General features: G+C 48.7%; 16 protein-coding genes and 1 riboswitch. Of the genes, 8 read left to right on the top strand and 8 right to left on the bottom strand.

Annotation, left to right across the window (positions count from 1 at the left end; genetic code table 11):
- Nucleotides 1-44: 44 nt before the first annotated feature.
- The 5 genes from moaE to moaA form a co-directional block, all read right to left on the bottom strand.
- Nucleotides 45-494, bottom strand: a complete 450-nt coding sequence (gene moaE / locus HGP28_RS13540; protein ID WP_168837036.1) for a molybdopterin synthase catalytic subunit MoaE — start codon at nt 492-494, stop codon at nt 45-47.
- 2 nt (nt 495-496) lie between these two features.
- On the bottom strand, nt 497-742 hold the full coding sequence (moaD, locus tag HGP28_RS13545) for a molybdopterin synthase sulfur carrier subunit (RefSeq protein WP_168837006.1): 246 nt from the start codon (nt 740-742) through the stop codon (nt 497-499).
- Nucleotides 739-1,224, bottom strand: coding sequence for a cyclic pyranopterin monophosphate synthase MoaC (moaC, locus tag HGP28_RS13550; protein ID WP_168837007.1), 486 nt, complete (start codon nt 1,222-1,224; stop codon nt 739-741). The genes moaD and moaC overlap by 4 nt, the downstream gene beginning before the upstream one ends.
- A 9-nt stretch (nt 1,225-1,233) precedes the next feature.
- Nucleotides 1,234-1,746, bottom strand: a complete 513-nt coding sequence (moaB, locus tag HGP28_RS13555; RefSeq protein WP_168837008.1) for a molybdenum cofactor biosynthesis protein B — start codon at nt 1,744-1,746, stop codon at nt 1,234-1,236.
- 99 nt (nt 1,747-1,845) lie between these two features.
- The gene (gene moaA / locus HGP28_RS13560; RefSeq protein ID WP_168837009.1) at nt 1,846-2,835 is read right to left on the bottom strand and encodes a GTP 3',8-cyclase MoaA; all 990 of its coding nucleotides are present in this window, start codon (nt 2,833-2,835) and stop codon (nt 1,846-1,848) included.
- A riboswitch (molybdenum cofactor riboswitch) is annotated at nt 2,824-3,021 on the bottom strand. It overlaps the preceding gene by 12 nt.
- A 204-nt stretch (nt 3,022-3,225) precedes the next feature.
- Between moaA and yvcK the strand changes: the two genes are divergently transcribed.
- Nucleotides 3,226-4,137 (top strand): uridine diphosphate-N-acetylglucosamine-binding protein YvcK, encoded by a 912-nt coding sequence (gene yvcK / locus HGP28_RS13565; protein ID WP_168837010.1) that lies wholly within the window; start codon nt 3,226-3,228, stop codon nt 4,135-4,137.
- A 30-nt stretch (nt 4,138-4,167) separates the two neighbouring features.
- On the opposite strand, the gene HGP28_RS13570 is transcribed toward yvcK, so the two are convergent.
- The 3 genes from HGP28_RS13570 to uvrB form a co-directional block, all read right to left on the bottom strand.
- The gene (locus tag HGP28_RS13570) at nt 4,168-4,527 is read right to left on the bottom strand and encodes an Hpt domain-containing protein (protein WP_168837011.1); all 360 of its coding nucleotides are present in this window, start codon (nt 4,525-4,527) and stop codon (nt 4,168-4,170) included.
- Nucleotides 4,528-4,603: 76 nt separating this feature from the next.
- Nucleotides 4,604-5,989, bottom strand: coding sequence for a quorum-sensing sigma-54 dependent transcriptional regulator LuxO (luxO, locus tag HGP28_RS13575; RefSeq protein WP_439333861.1), 1,386 nt, complete (start codon nt 5,987-5,989; stop codon nt 4,604-4,606).
- 387 nt (nt 5,990-6,376) lie between these two features.
- The gene (uvrB, locus tag HGP28_RS13580; protein ID WP_168837012.1) at nt 6,377-8,407 is read right to left on the bottom strand and encodes an excinuclease ABC subunit UvrB; all 2,031 of its coding nucleotides are present in this window, start codon (nt 8,405-8,407) and stop codon (nt 6,377-6,379) included.
- An 875-nt stretch (nt 8,408-9,282) separates the two neighbouring features.
- Here uvrB and rsxA point away from each other — a divergent pair.
- The 7 genes from rsxA to nth are packed head-to-tail and all read left to right on the top strand — an operon-like array spanning nt 9,283 to nt 16,024.
- Nucleotides 9,283-9,861, top strand: coding sequence for an electron transport complex subunit RsxA (rsxA, locus tag HGP28_RS13585; RefSeq protein WP_168837013.1), 579 nt, complete (start codon nt 9,283-9,285; stop codon nt 9,859-9,861).
- A 2-nt stretch (nt 9,862-9,863) separates the two neighbouring features.
- Nucleotides 9,864-10,448 (top strand): electron transport complex subunit RsxB, encoded by a 585-nt coding sequence (rsxB, locus tag HGP28_RS13590; RefSeq protein ID WP_168837014.1) that lies wholly within the window; start codon nt 9,864-9,866, stop codon nt 10,446-10,448.
- 8 nt (nt 10,449-10,456) lie between these two features.
- Nucleotides 10,457-12,937, top strand: a complete 2,481-nt coding sequence (gene rsxC / locus HGP28_RS13595) for an electron transport complex subunit RsxC (protein ID WP_168837015.1) — start codon at nt 10,457-10,459, stop codon at nt 12,935-12,937.
- On the top strand, nt 12,937-13,989 hold the full coding sequence (gene rsxD, locus HGP28_RS13600; RefSeq protein ID WP_168837016.1) for an electron transport complex subunit RsxD: 1,053 nt from the start codon (nt 12,937-12,939) through the stop codon (nt 13,987-13,989). Before rsxC ends, rsxD begins: the two co-directional genes overlap by 1 nt.
- Before the next feature lie 2 nt (nt 13,990-13,991).
- The gene (rsxG, locus tag HGP28_RS13605; protein WP_168837017.1) at nt 13,992-14,627 is read left to right on the top strand and encodes an electron transport complex subunit RsxG; all 636 of its coding nucleotides are present in this window, start codon (nt 13,992-13,994) and stop codon (nt 14,625-14,627) included.
- The gene (locus tag HGP28_RS13610; protein WP_168837018.1) at nt 14,620-15,312 is read left to right on the top strand and encodes an electron transport complex subunit E; all 693 of its coding nucleotides are present in this window, start codon (nt 14,620-14,622) and stop codon (nt 15,310-15,312) included. The genes rsxG and HGP28_RS13610 overlap by 8 nt, the downstream gene beginning before the upstream one ends.
- Nucleotides 15,313-15,370: 58 nt before the next feature.
- Nucleotides 15,371-16,024: an endonuclease III gene (nth, locus tag HGP28_RS13615; protein ID WP_168837019.1), complete on the top strand. Its 654-nt coding sequence runs from the start codon at nt 15,371-15,373 to the stop codon at nt 16,022-16,024.
- Nucleotides 16,025-16,054 lie beyond the last annotated feature (30 nt).

Genomic DNA, 16,054 nt, shown 5'->3' on the forward strand with positions numbered 1-16,054 from the left:
AGGCGCTAAGTGAGTGACAAATGTGAAAAATGCACCGCGCCTTATTACCAGCGTTTTGCCGCACTGTCATCAGTGTCACGCGCTTCAATCCAACGGCTTGAGTCCGTCGTCTGCTCTTTCTTCCAAAAAGGGGCGCGCGTTTTTAGATAATCCATAATAAATTCATTGGCCTGATACGCGGCTTCGCGGTGGGCACTCGTGACACCAACAAAGACAATCTGGTCACCAATGGCAAGATTACCCACGCGATGAATCACGCGAACGCGCAGCAGTGGCCAGCGAGCTTGCGCTTCATCGCATATATCATTCAAGCTCTTTTCCGTCATACCAGGATAATGCTCAAGAGTAAGCCCCGTCACTGAATCACCCAAATTCATGTCACGCACTTTGCCACTAAAAATGACGACGGCTCCCGCATCACTGCCTTGCGACAGCGCTGCGTATTCATCCGCCACTGAGAAATCTGCCGTCTGAACGGAGACACGAGTGTCCATCATCAGCCTCCTGTTACCGGTGGGAAAAAGGCCACTTCATCACCAGATTTCACCGGGTGATCAAAGGTCACGAGCGTTTGATTGACTGCCGCAAGCAATTTGCCTTTTTCAAGTGCCAAGTCCCATTTTCCGGGCTGACTGGCAAGATGCGCCCGCAACGCTTCCACCGTGGCAAACTCTTGCTCCAGTTTTAGGCTATCGACGCCGACTAGCTCTTTGGTCTGAGCAAAAAACAATACGTTAATCATTCTGCCACCTTAAAATCACCTGACTTACCACCGCTTTTTTCTAACAAACGCACCTGAGAAATCACCATATCTTTTTGCACTGCTTTGCACATGTCATAAATGGTGAGCGCCGCAACCGATGCGGCCGTCAGTGCTTCCATCTCAACGCCGGTTTTCCCTGCAAGCTTACACACAGATTCGATACGAACTTGATTAGTCTCAAGCAAAGGTTCAAGTTGCACTTCCACTTTCGATAATAAAAGCGGGTGACAGAGCGGAATAAGATCCCAGGTTTTCTTTGCCGCTTGAATACCTGCAATACGCGCGGTCGCAAACACATCGCCTTTGTGATGCGCGCCAGAAACAATCAGTTCAAGTGTCTTAGCGTTCATCGTGACAAACGCCTCAGCACGTGCCTCGCGAACCGTATCTGCTTTGGCGGAAACATCGACCATATTGGCTTCACCAGAGGCATTAATGTGGGTGAGTTGACTCTGAGTCATCATTGCCCCCTAAACCGACAAGTGTGGCATGAAATTACATGGGCGATGGCTGGCATCAAGTTGCTGGCGAATAATCTTGGTCCAGCCAGTACGACACGCACCTGTTGAGCCCGGCATGGCGAAAATCACCGTATGATTGGCAAAGCCTGCAATCGCGCGAGATTGAATCGTTGAGGTGCCAATCTCTTCATACGACACCAATCGAAACAGCTCACCAAACCCTTCCACTTCTTTATCAAAAAGGGGCTTTAGTGCTTCTGGTGTGCTGTCGCGTGATGTAAACCCGGTTCCGCCAGTGATCATAATCGCTTGAATACTGGTATCGGCAATCCACTGAGAAACGATAGCGCGGATCTGATACATGTCATCAATAACGATCTGTTTTGCCACTACCTTATGACCCGCCTCTTCGGCGTGTTCAACCAGATAGCGACCCGAGGTGTCGTTCTCTTCTGTACGCGTATCTGAAACGGTTAAAACAGCAATATTGGCAGGTTGAAATTTGCTTTCAGCGTGTCCCATAAAAGTTACCTGTATTTAAAAATGAATTTATTTGGGTGTAGCACAACTGCGCGTCTTTGACTGCGCCGCCATGCCACTTGTTATTGATTTAATCGCAGATTATCCGCCGATTGATGCAAGGTGCGGCGTAATACCGGAATCGCCATCGTGCAAAAAGTGGCTCACCGCTTTGGTCTGCAATTGGCTTTGAATGCGTGCAATCAGTTCCGGCTCTTGGGCGTCGTCATTCAGCAAATCGCGCAGCTCCACGCCACGGTCGCCAAAAAGGCACAAATGGAGTTTACCCTTGGCCGAGACACGCAGACGGTTACAGGTCTCACAAAATCCTTTTTCATAAGGCATGATGAGACCAATTTCACCTTGATAGTCCGGATGAACAAACACTTGAGCCGGGCCATCGTTTGCCGCACGCACTTTAAGTAGCCAGCCATTGGCAATCAGTTGATTGCGAATCGCGACCCCAGAGACGTGGTGACGCTCAAATAATGTGTCCATTTCTCCGGTTTGCATCAGTTCAATAAACCGCAGTTGGATCGGTTTGTCTTTGATCCAATTAAGAAACGTAGGAAGTGATTGGTGGTTGAGATCTTTCATCAAAACCACATTGACCTTCACCTGCGAATAGCCAATTTCCAAAGCACGGTCAATCCCGGCCATGACTTGGTGAAATTTATTCTCGCCAGTGATCTGGTGAAACAGGCGCGGATCGAGGCTATCGACACTGACATTAATGTGTGTCAGGCCCGCAGCCTGCCACGCATCGACCTGTTTGGCCATACGATAACCATTGGTGGTTGTCGCAACTTTGGTGATCCCTGCGGTGTTTGCCACCGTTTCAATGACGGCGCTGAAATCTTTACGCAAGCTAGGCTCGCCCCCTGTGATTCGCACCTTGGTGGTACCACAGTCGGCAAACGCCTTCACGACACGACGGATCTCGGGCAGAGAAATAAAGGATGAGTTTTTCTGGCCTGCTGGCTTATAGCCATCAGGCAGGCAATAAGTGCATTTAAAATTACACACATCTGTGATCGACAGACGCAAGTAATAAAATTTGCGGTGGAATTTATCTTCAAATTGTTTCGCCACGGAACACCTTTCCAAACACGGGAGGCGCCGCCATTTCTTACGACGCCCTTGTGACCTAATGTCACTGGCTGGACTGGCCTATTTGCAATTCCACTGCCACGCTATGAAGACGACCTTATTCGGTTCGTAATACAGAGCGCGAAAGCGGCAAACTTAGCCGGACTCAGCTCGGAGTTATGGCAGCCATCGTGAAAATTTTGAGCTTAGTCTCAACAGATTGAAAACAGCTTCATCACGATTGACAGCTTTTGCGGTAACATACGCAATAATTGTAATGGAATCCAGTAGTAAACCAAGAAATTCACCTCGATTTTATAGAGAACGGTGATTTATCGACCAGGATTCGCATCAAAGACACATTTCTTCGATTGAATGACAATAACAAAACCAATGAGCATATATCAAAACAAAAAAATCACCGCCGTCGGCGGCGGCCATGGTTTAGGGCGAATGTTGGCGGCACTAAAACATTTCGGTAGTAACGCAACAGGAATCGTCGCCACGACAGACAATGGTGGCTCAACCGGACGGATCAGACACTGCCAAGGTGGCATTGCATGGGGAGATACGCGTAATTGCATTAACCAGCTCATTACGGAACCCTCAATCAGCTCAATGATGTTTGAATACCGATTTCGCGGTGCTGGGGAGCTCGATGGCCATAACCTTGGTAACCTGATGATGACGGCGTTGGGTAACTTATCCGTACGCCCCCTTGATGCGATTAATCTGGTGCGCGACATGCTCAAGGTGGATGTGAATCTGGTACCAATGTCAGAACACCCTTCTGATCTTCGCGCCTTGTCTGTTGGTGGGCATTGGGTCACTGGCGAAACCAATGTCGACGAGATGAACGATGAGTTGTTACGCCTTGATCTGGATCCCGAGGTTCCTGCCACTCAAGAAGCATTAACGGCGCTAGAACAGGCCGATGCGATTATTCTCGGCCCCGGGAGCTTTCTCACGAGCGTGATGCCGCCGCTTCTTCTACCCGAAATTGGCAAAGCCATTGCACAAAACACCAAAGCTAAAGTGATCTTTGTTGCTAACCTCAGTCCAGAACATGGCCCCGCAGGCCGCATGTCGCTGGCGCAAAAGTTACAATGGTGCGAGCGCGCTTGTCAGGGGCGCAAAATTGATGTGGTACTGGGTGAGCCCGAACAATCCAGCGATCACGACACATGGCACTTTGTGACGCAATCTTTGGCATCAAACAATCGACAATGGCGGCATGACCGAGAAAAATTGCGGCTCGCGATTGAGCAGCAATTAGGGTCTGTTGACTTTACCCAAACAACTTGAGGTTACTTGGGTATATACCAACCTGATGGATTAGACGTTCGAGTGTAAATTAATGCCAGCGTGAATGAGTCTCTGGTATGCCATCAGCGTCTCATTCAACGTCGCAATCATCGCCACTTGTGCATGTTGTACTTGCGCTCGGTCGCCCTGTTTCGCAGCCGCATCGATCTGCTGAGCAAGCGTACAAAGTGCATCAGCACCAAAGCTACCGGCACTGCTTTTTAATGCGTGGCTTATCGTGATCATGTATTGGTCATCGTCACGATTTTCTTGCAGTTGCTCACTGTACTCCTCCAACTCTCGCACAAAGATGGTCAATAATGTCGGCATATGTTGCTCGCCAATATCATGGGCCAGTGCGGTGACTTTCTCGACGTTGAGTATTTCCATAGTGCTGCTCCTTGACCTTAGCAACCGCATTCCTGCGGTTGTATTCCGTGACCAAAATCAAACAGTTTCAAAAAGGTTAAGCCTGTTCTTTTTGACGTTTTTCCCAGCTTTGTAACTTACGATACAGCGTTGAAGGACTGACATCCAAACAACCTGCGGCGCGAGGAATGTTACCGTCACAAGCGGCAATCGCTTGTTCAATGGTGCGTTTTTCGGTTAACCACAACGGCACAATATCACTCACAGAAAAAGAGTCTGGCTCGCACCACTCTTGCTTGGGTTCAATGGGTTGATTCAGCGGTGGCGGCAACATATTAAGCGTGATCTCTTTGCCGTTATTCAATACCACGACATTACGCAGCACATTTTGCAATTGCCGCACATTACCCGGCCATTCGTACTGTCGAAAACGCTCCACCACAGATTCACTAAAGCGAACAAAATTTTTGCCCTCTTCATGGGACATATACCCAAGCAGCGAGTGGGCAATCTCAATCACGTCTTCTCCGCGCTCTCGCAGTGGCGGTAAGTGGAGTGGGATCACATAAAGCCGGTAGTACAAATCTTCTCGAAAGCGGCCGTTTTGCACCTCTTGCCAAGGATCTCGGTTCGTTGCGCAGACAAAACGGACATCGACACTTTGCATTTTCGATGAGCCAACTTTTTGAAAGGTGCCGGTTTGAATAAAACGCAATAATTTGGTCTGCAGATCCAAATCCATTTCACACAGTTCATCCAAAAATAAGGTGCCACCATCGGCCAGTTCAGCCGCGCCTTGCCGATCGGTTGCCGCGCCGGTAAACGCGCCTTTGACATGGCCAAACAGTTCACTTTCAATCAAATCTTTGGGGATCGCAGCGCAGTTAATTGCAATAAAAGGCCGCTCGCCGCGTTGACTGGCCGCGTGTATTGCTTCTGCGCACACCTCTTTACCGGTGCCACTTTCACCGGTTATAAAGATACTGGCTTTACTGGTTGCGGCAGAGTCAATGGTGCGATACACCCCGAGCATGGTTTGACTGCTACCGATAAAACCTTGATAACCGCTGTTTTCGCGATTCATTGTGTGCGTTTTGGGTTTATTCGCTTTTCGCAAACCGTTGTTGACTGTCACACGCAATCGGTCGGCTTCACACGGTTTAATAAGGAAATCTTGCGCGCCATAGCGCATTGCTTCCACCGCGGTATCAATCGATCCGTGCGCTGTCATGAAAATGACGGGAATATCAGGATGGGTCGCTTTAACCGAACTCAAAACGTCCATACCCGTCATATCTGGCAAGCGTAAATCAAGCAAGATCAGATCGGGTATACGTTCGCTAATGCTTTCCAATGCATCGCGGCCGGTGCCAACAATTGTGATATCGATGCCTAGCGGCATCAGGTAAGAACGATACAACGCCGCCACCGACGCGGTATCTTCTACCATGAGCACGTAACGTGCCTTGGTGTAGTCACTCATTAATGTTCGCCAACTTGATGGTTCTTATCCCCATGCCATTTAACGGCACCGCCAAATGGGCTGGGTGTATACCCGTGCTACTTGAAGTTGCAGCGTTGTTCGCTGGTCGCCTACCTGCATTTTCAAGTTATTTGGGTATAAGTCATTTACGTTTTTTGATTTTTACGCAGAGTAAAAAGAGCAGCTGCATTCTCGCTCATTGGGTCATAACGCAATCAAAAATCTATAAATGAATTGAGAACCTATAATTATTTGAATATTTATCATTGCATTATGCGTTGCAAACTGCAATTTCATCCTAAATTTGTTGCGCCAGATCACGCACAAGATCACAGGTTGTGGGTGGTTTCATTCCACCTTGCCGTCAATAACTCATTTACTAGAAAGTTAACTGTTGGTGATAAATTGTGCGCGCAGCGCTTCTATCTGATCACGTTTTTGCGCCGCTAATTCAAATTCAAGATCTTGGGCGTGCTGGTACATCTGCGCTTCCAATTTGCTGATTTCTTTATCCAATTGTTGTGGAGTGAGCGCCGCATACTCTCCCGCTTCTTCGGCAACTTTATTTAGGGGCACAACCTTGCTGGTACGCTGTTTGCGTGACTTGGTCACATCTCCCAGCTCCATAATATCTTTGATGTTGCGTGCAAGCGCCTGAGGCGTGATCCCTTTTTCAAGGTTATAGGCTTCTTGCTTCTCGCGGCGACGTTCCGTTTCGTCCATCGCTTTACGCATCGAATTGGTAATTTTATCGGCATATAATATGGCTTTACCGTTAATGTTACGCGCCGCACGACCTATGGTCTGAATAAGCGAGCGCTCTGAACGTAAAAAGCCCTCTTTATCGGCATCTAAAATCGCGACTAACGACACTTCTGGCATATCCAACCCCTCACGAAGCAGGTTTATTCCGACCAAAACATCAAATTCGCCAAGACGCAAATCCCGAATAATTTCAACCCGCTCTACCGTATCAATGTCAGAGTGCAAATAACGAACTCGCACATCGTGTTCGTGAAGGTACTCGGTCAAATCTTCGGCCATACGTTTGGTTAATGTGGTGACGAGTACACGTTCATCTTTTGCCGCGCGAATGCGCACTTCTGACAGCAGGTCATCCACCTGAGTCGCGACCGGACGCACTTCTAAGATGGGGTCAAGCAGCCCTGTTGGTCTTACTACTTGATCGGCAATCTCACCGGCAGACTTTTCAAGCTCATAATTGCCTGGAGTGGCCGAGACATAGATGGTTTGCGGCGCCAATGCCTCAAACTCTTCAAATTTTAACGGCCGGTTGTCCAAGGCAGAAGGCAAGCGAAAGCCATATTCCACCAATGTCTCTTTGCGTGAACGGTCACCTTTGTACATAGCGCCAATTTGCGGCACGGTAACGTGGGACTCATCAATGATGAGCAAACCGTCAGCAGGCAAGTAGTCAAATAAGGTAGGAGGCGCTTCTCCTTCTGCGCGGCCACTCAAAAAGCGCGAATAGTTTTCGATTCCTGAGCAAAAACCCAACTCTTGCAACATTTCAATGTCGAATTGAGTACGTTGTGTAATACGCTGCTCTTCAAGTAACTTATTGTTATCACGCAAATAGGTCTGCCGAGAAACCAGTTCAAGCTTAATATTTTCAATCGCTTCTAGAACGCGCTCTCGTGGCGTCACATAGTGAGTTTTAGGATAGACGGTGTAGCGGGGAAGATCGCGCTGTTTAATCACCCCGGTTAAGGGGTCAAAGAGACTCAAACATTCGATTTCATCATCAAACAGCTCGATTCTCAGCGCCTCTTGGTCCGATTCTGCCGGAAATATATCAATCACTTCACCACGTACGCGGAATTGTCCTCGCTCAAAGGCGATATCATTACGGCTGTATTGCAATTCGGCTAGGCGGCGCAAAATGTCCCTTTGATTGATGACATCGCCTCGGCATACATGCAGCATCATTTGCAAATACGATTGCGGATCGCCAAGACCATATATGGCACTGACGGAGGCGACAATGATGGCGTCATTGCGCTCCAGCAGCGCTTTGGTTGCTGAAAGCCGCATTTGTTCAATGTGCGCATTCACCGCCGAATCTTTCTCAATGAAGGTATCGGTGGATGGCACATAGGCTTCTGGCTGATAGTAATCGTAGTAAGAGACAAAATACTCCACCGCATTGTTGGGGAAGAACGCTTTCATTTCACCGTAAAGCTGCGCGGCTAGTGTTTTATTCGGTGCCAACAACAGCGCGGGACGCTGAGCTTGCGAAATCACATTGGCGAGCGTGAACGTCTTACCTGAGCCCGTCACCCCAAGCAACGTTTGGTGCGCGATACCAGAATCAAGGCCATCAAGTAATTGCGCGATGGCGGTGGGCTGATCCCCCGAAGGGGCGTAATTTGAGACCAAGTTAAACGTATTGCTCATGTATCCTCTTTGCGATTGCAGATTTTGATAGCAAGACAGCGCATTAGATTGAGTATATACCCAACTCACCTCAAAATGCTCGTTTCGCAATGTCAACGCAACCTTATGATTGTGAAACTAAATCACAATAATTAAGTAAGAAATATGGGCATTTATTAAAAGCTTTGCTATGCTTTATGCCCCTTCAAAATTCGGCGGCATTCTTCTTTTTCAATGCCCATCCACAACTTTTCCCCAATTTGTGCTGATTAATTGCTAAACGATGACACTTAGGTTTGTTTTCAAACAGCGCCATTTTATGCAGAAATCATTTAACCTCATGAAAAAATAGAAAAATCATAAATGATTTTATTTTCTCATCGATTGATAAATCACCTTATGATGACCCTAATTTAAGTTACCAAGAATTCATCAACACGGTTATCCACAATATTAGTGGATAACTAAAACTACGCGAGTGCTGGTAAGCACTGCCAGAAAGTAAAGCAATTTTTTCGTCGCTGCCGAAAAAATAAGAGATCGATTCAATCAATAAGAAACCAAACGCATAACCATAACACGCCGGGAAAAATGAAAAACGACATCGCCTAAACTAAACAATCACCCGCGTATTATACCCAAACAATTTGGAGTGGCAGGTCGGCGGCAAACGAGCCAAGCCTTTGAGCACTTCGTGTACATAGACGAACGATGTGATGAGGTTTGTGCGAGCCAGTCCCTTAATTTTTTTGAGAAATGCACTATACCCAAGTGGACAAGGTATATGCCACGATGAACATTTTTTCTACGTTCAGCATATCCATGTAGTTAGTTGGTTGTTATTAGTCGCGCAAAACACGATAATGTTGGGATCAGAACTCTTTTTAGCTGGATCTATGACCGAATATCTATTGTTATTGGTGGGCACGGTACTCGTCAATAACTTTGTCTTAGTCAAATTTCTCGGTTTGTGCCCATTTATGGGCGTATCGAAAAAGCTTGAAACTGCCATTGGCATGGGACTTGCGACCACCTTCGTACTGACGTTAGCGTCTGTCTGCGCGTACTTGGTTGAAAGCTACATTTTGCGCCCGTTGGGGATTGAGTACTTGCGAACCATGAGCTTTATTTTGGTTATCGCCGTCGTGGTGCAATTTACTGAAATGGTTGTTCACAAGACCAGCCCCACGTTGTATCGCTTGCTTGGCATCTTTCTACCCCTCATCACGACAAACTGCGCCGTTTTGGGAGTGGCCTTGCTCAACATCAATGAAAATCATAACTTCATTCAATCGATTATTTATGGATTTGGCGCGGCGTTAGGTTTTTCATTGGTATTAATCTTGTTTGCCGCCATGCGCGAACGCATCGCCGCTGCCGATGTTCCAACACCATTTAAAGGCGCTTCTATCGCAATGATCACCGCAGGTCTGATGTCCCTTGCCTTTATGGGCTTTACTGGGTTGGTGAAATAACTATGGATACCATCGTTATTGCGATTATTGGTCTTGCTGCCCTTGCGGCCCTCTTTGGGGCCATTTTAGGCTTTGCCTCGATTCGATTTAAGGTTGATGCTGACCCTATCGTTGACCAAATCGACGCCATTTTGCCACAAACACAATGTGGTCAGTGTGGCTACCCTGGTTGTCGTCCCTATGCTCAAGCCATCGCGAATGGCGATGCCATCAACAAATGCCCGCCAGGCGGTCAAGCGACCATAGAAAAACTTGCGGATTTAATGGGTGTCGATGCGGATGCGGCAACCGATGGCGTGACAGACAAGGTCAAGACGGTTGCGTTCATTCACGAAGATATGTGTATCGGGTGCACCAAGTGCATTCAAGCCTGCCCCGTTGATGCCATCGTTGGTGGGACTAAAGCGGTACATACCGTGATTAAGGATGAATGTACCGGGTGCGATCTCTGCGTTGCGCCATGTCCAACGGATTGTATTGAAATGATTCCCGTTGCAACCACAACGGACAACTGGAAATGGCAGTTTAATGCCATCCCTATCGTTGATGTGACAGACGCACCAACGACTGATGGCAATAAACTTTAAGGATCAATATGCAGTCTTTGATCGAACAAATTCGCAATGGTGCTCTTTGGGATTTTCCAGGTGGTGTTCATCCAGCTGAAAACAAAAAACAATCCAATCACACACCACTGACTCAAGCATCACTGCCATCGACACTGGTGTTGCCCTTAAAACAGCACATTGGTAAAGCCGGACGTCTTTTGGTCACTGTAGGAGAGCACGTTCTCAAGGGGCAGCCACTCACAGACTCTGATGCAGGCTTTACGGTGCCAATTCATGCCCCCACTTCAGGGACAGTCACGGCGATTGAGCCTCATACGGTTGCCCACCCGTCAGGTTTAGCCGAGCCTTGCTTAATTTTAACGCCAGATGGCGATGATAATTGGCGCGAGCGCAACCCGATAACGAACTTTCGCCAGCACAGTGCAAGTGATCTGTTAGATATTATTCGTCTTTCAGGCATCGCAGGAATGGGCGGCGCCGGCTTTCCTACCGCCAAAAAAATTCAGACTGGTGTCGCACGCACCGAGATCTTAATTGTCAACGCCGCCGAATGTGAACCCTATATCACCGCAGATGATGTATTGATGCAAACCTATGCTGAAGAGATCATTCAAGGCATCGAGATCACTGAGCACATTTTAAAGCCTAAGCTGACGGTTATTGGCATTGAAGATAACAAACCAGAGGCCATAACGGCGCTGAGCCGCGCTGCCAAAGATCACCCCAATATGGTGATCCGTGTCATTCCGACAAAATACCCTTCGGGTGGCGAAAAGCAGCTGATTAAACTGCTGACCGATCTGGAAGTGCCATCCGGTGGTATTCCTGCTGACATTGGCATTTTGGTGCAAAATGTCGGCTCTTTGTACGCTATTAAGCGCGCCATTGTCGACGATGAGCCGCTGATTCAGCGTATTGTTACGCTAACGGGAAATACTTTTGCCCAGCCACGTAATGTTTGGGCTCGCATTGGTACGCCAGTTCAAGCCTTGCTGGATGAATTTGACTACACCCAAGATAAGAAGCGTCCGCGCTTGATCATGGGAGGCCCGATGATGGGCTTTACACTGCCCCACGGTCAGGTGCCAATTACCAAAACATCAAACTGCATTCTCGCGCCAACTCGACGCGAAATTGCCGAGCCACGTCGTGAGATGGCTTGCATACGCTGTAGCAATTGCGCCGATGCTTGTCCTGCATCACTTTTGCCTCAGCAATTACAGTGGTATGCCAAATCCAAAGAATACGACAAACTCGACGCATTGAATCTCAAAGATTGTATTGAGTGCGGCGCATGTGCCTATGTATGCCCGAGTGAAATACCGCTAGTGCAATATTATCGTCAAGCGAAAGCGGAAATGCGCCAGCAACTGCTCGATACGCAGGCCGCCGATCGCGCTAAAGTTCGATTTGAAGAGAAAAAGGCGCGTATGGAGCGGGAAAAATCTGAGCGCGAAAATCGCTTTAAGAAAGCCGCCGACGAACGTCGCCAAGAAATGAAGTCCTCTGCGGGTACCGACGCGATAGCGGCGGCTATCGCTCGAGTCAAAGCGCAAAAATCTGACGCTCAGAATTCACCAGTAAAACCGGCTGTCGCGGCCGCAATTGCTAATGCCAAAGCCAAGCAAGCCGCAGCGCTAAAAGCGGGCGCCGCTGAGCCAGATAACAGCGAAATGATGAAACTGCGCGAAGAGCGCAAACGCCAAGCTCGAGAGCGCAAAGCTCGGGAACAAGCCGCAGATACCGCTATTGAGAACGGCGCTGACGCAAGCTCGCCAGAATCGGTTAACGTTGACAAGCAAGCGACTGTCGCAGCTGCCATTGCCCGCGCCAAAGCGCGTAAAGCGCAATCGGCTGAAACAACAGAGGCACAGGCAGAGCATGCCGCCGAAAACGACGCGAAAAAAGCTGCGGTTGCCGCAGCCATTGCCCGCGCCAAAGCGCGTAAAGCGCAATCGGCTGAGGCGCCAGAAGCACCAGTTGAGCCTACCGCCGACAATGACGTGAAAAAAGCCGCGGTTGCCGCAGCCATTGCCCGTGCCAAAGCGCGTAAAGCTCAATCGGCTGAGACGCCAGAGGTACAAGCAGAGCCTGCCGCCGACAACGATGCCAAAAAAGCCGCGGTTGCCGCAGCCATTGCACGTGCCAAAGCGCGTAAAGCGCAATCGGCTGAGACGCCCGAGGCACCAGTTGAGCCTGCCGCCGAAAACGACGCGAAAAAAGCCGCGGTTGCAGCAGCCATTGCGCGCGCCAAAGCGCGTAAAGCGCAATCGGCTGAGGCGCCAGAAGCACCAGTTGAGCCTGCCGCCGAAAACGATGCGAAAAAAGCCGCGGTTGCTGCGGCTATTGCCCGCGCTAAAGCACGTAAAGTGCAATCGGCTGAGACGCCAGAGGCACAGGCAGAGCCTGCCGCAGAAAATGACGCGAAAAAAGCCGCGGTTGCCGCAGCCATCGCCCGCGCTAAAGCGCGTCGAGCACAACAAAATAATCACGAGGAGAACGAATAATGGCGTTTTTTACTGCCAGTTCGCCACACGCACATAATCGTCGCAGCACGCCCTCTTTAATGATGAGTGTTGCACTTTGCGCTCTGCCTGGGCTACTTGCTCAAAGCTACTTTTTTGGCTGGGGAACGCTCGTTCAACTGGTATTCGCTATTGTGATTGCGCTGAGCTTAGAAGGGCTTGTGATGCTACTTCGCAAGCGCTCACCTATGAGCGCGCTGCGTGACAATAGCGCACTCGTTACTGCATGGTTACTGGCCGTGGCCATTCCACCGTTAGCGCCATGGTGGATTATCACTCTTGGGCTTATCTTTGCGATTGTCATTGCCAAACAGCTTTATGGTGGATTAGGGCAAAACCCTTTTAATCCGGCGATGGTCGCCTATGTGGTACTTTTAATTTCGTTTCCGATACAAATGACCAGTTGGAGTACGCCAATTGCCTTGGCCGGAGGCGCACTTCCCTTTACTGATACCTTAGCGCTGATTTTTGGCGGACAAACGCTGGACGGTTTCTCGTTACAACAAGTCCGTGCAGGCATTGATGGTATCACCATGGCGACGCCACTTGATGCCTTTAAAACGGGAATAAAAAACGGAGCAACACCCCATGAAATTCTCGACAGTGCGATCTTTGATTCGATGGCGGGAGTTGGCTGGCAATGGGTCAATGCGGCATATCTACTTGGCGGTTTAGCACTGTTAAAAATGCGCGTGATTGAATGGCACATTCCGATTGCGTTTTTAGTCAGTCTCACTCTATTCAGTTTGGTTTTTCAGTTATTCCAACCCGGCAGCACCGCTGGCACGTTAGTCCAGCTGTTTTCGGGTGCGACAATGTTGGGGGCGTTTTTTATTGCCACCGATCCGGTTTCGGCGTCCACGACGGTCAAAGGGCGATTGGTCTTTGGCGCGCTCATTGGTGCCTTGGTGTTCGTGATCCGCAGTTGGGGTGGTTTTCCTGATGGCGTCGCGTTTGCAGTGCTGCTTGCCAATATGACGGTGCCACTTATCGACTATTACACCAAACCGCGTACCTATGGTCACAAGGGGTAATCATGCTGAACGCAATTAAGAAAAATGGGCTCACCCTAGCGCTCTTTGCGTGTGCCACCACAGGACTCGTCGCAATCACCCAGTACTTAACTCAAGATGAAATTAAACGTCAAGAGCAAGCCCAATTGCTCTCGATTCTTAACCAAGTAATACCGCATTCGCTGCACGATAATGCGCTGGTTGCGGCTTGTACCCTTACTCGTTCGCCCGAGCTTGGTACTCAAAAACCGATGCCCGTCTATATCGCGACGCAAAATGGCGTACCAACTGCACTGGCGATTGAGTCAATTGCACCCGATGGTTATAACGGTAATATTAAGCTCATTACAGGTATCGCAGAGGATGGTACGATTCTTGGTACACGTGTGTTAACTCACCAAGAAACGCCGGGGCTTGGCGATAAAATCGAACTTCGTGTCAGTGATTGGATTTTAAAATTCAGTGGCAAGCAAGTGGATGATAATAATCTTGCGCTCTGGGCAGTACGAAAAGACGGTGGTGAATTTGATCAATTTACCGGAGCAACCATCACCCCTCGAGCCATTGTTAATGCGGTTAAGCGCACAACGCAATACGTGAATGCTCACCGTGCTACGCTATTGGCTCAACCATACAACTGCGGAGAGGATCATGAGTGAACATCGTACTTTGATGACTAACGGTCTGTGGAATAACAACCCGGCCTTAGTGCAATTACTTGGTTTATGCCCACTCCTTGCCGTCTCAGCAACGGTGACCAATGCGCTAGGTTTAGGGCTCGCCACCTTACTGGTCTTGGTCGGTTCCAATGTCGCGGTATCGCTGCTGCGTCACTACGTACCAAAAGAAGTGCGCATTCCCATTTTCGTCATGATCATTGCCGCCTTGGTTACTTGCGTTCAATTGCTGATGAATGCTTATGCCTATGGTCTTTATGTCTCGCTTGGCATTTTTATTCCACTCATTGTCACCAACTGCATCATCATTGGCCGCGCCGAAGCTTATGCGTCGAAAAACCACCCTGCTGCTGCCGCTCTTGATGGCTTATGGATGGGGTTAGGCATGACCGCCGTTCTGGTGGTTTTAGGCGCCATGCGCGAAATTTTAGGCAATGGCACGCTATTTGATGGCGCTGACCTGCTTTTAGGCGAATGGGCCGCTTCACTACGAATTCAATTATTTGATTTTGATAACAGCTTTTTGTTGGCATTATTACCGCCCGGCGCATTTATTGGCGTAGGTCTATTGATCGCACTAAAAAATGTGATTGATCACCGCAGACAATTGCGTCAACCAAAAGTGGAAAAAGAGAAAATCGAGCGTGTACGCGTGACCAATGTTTAGCTCGCGCGCACAACGAATAAAAGTGATTGGGTAAAAAGCGATTGGGATAGGAAGCCGTATGAACAACATCAAACGCCGCGAAATTTTAGAGCGCCTGCGTGAAAACAACCCAAATCCACAAACAGAGCTTAATTGGAATACGCCATTTGAACTGCTCATTGCAGTGCTGCTCTCCGCGCAAGCAACGGATGTCAGCGTCAACAAAGCAACCGCAAAACTTTACCCTGTGGCGAATACGCCACAGGGCATTCTTGATTTGGGGGTGGATGGTTTAAAACAGTACATCAAAACCATTGGGCTATTTAATTCTAAAGCCGAAAATACCATCAAAACCTGTCAAATTTTACTCGAACAACACCAAGGCCAAGTGCCAGAAGATCGCGCAGCGCTTGAAGCATTACCCGGCGTTGGTAGAAAAACCGCCAATGTGGTGCTCAACACCGCATTCGGCTGGCCCACCATTGCCGTCGATACTCATATATTTCGCGTGTCCAACCGCACGAAATTTGCGATCGGTAAAACCGTCGATGATGTTGAGAAAAAACTCTTAAAAGTCGTGCCGAAGGAATTTAAACTCGACGTACATCACTGGCTCATTTTACATGGCCGCTACACCTGTGTGGCTCGCAAGCCTCGCTGTGGCAGCTGCGTTATTGAAGATCTGTGTGAGTACTCTCCACCAAAAGAAGGCGTAAAGAAAAAGAAGAAATAAATACACTTAAATCCTTGATGGCTCTTTAAT

Source organism: Vibrio agarilyticus, from assembly GCF_012641465.1.
Classification (GTDB): domain Bacteria; phylum Pseudomonadota; class Gammaproteobacteria; order Enterobacterales; family Vibrionaceae; genus Vibrio; species Vibrio agarilyticus.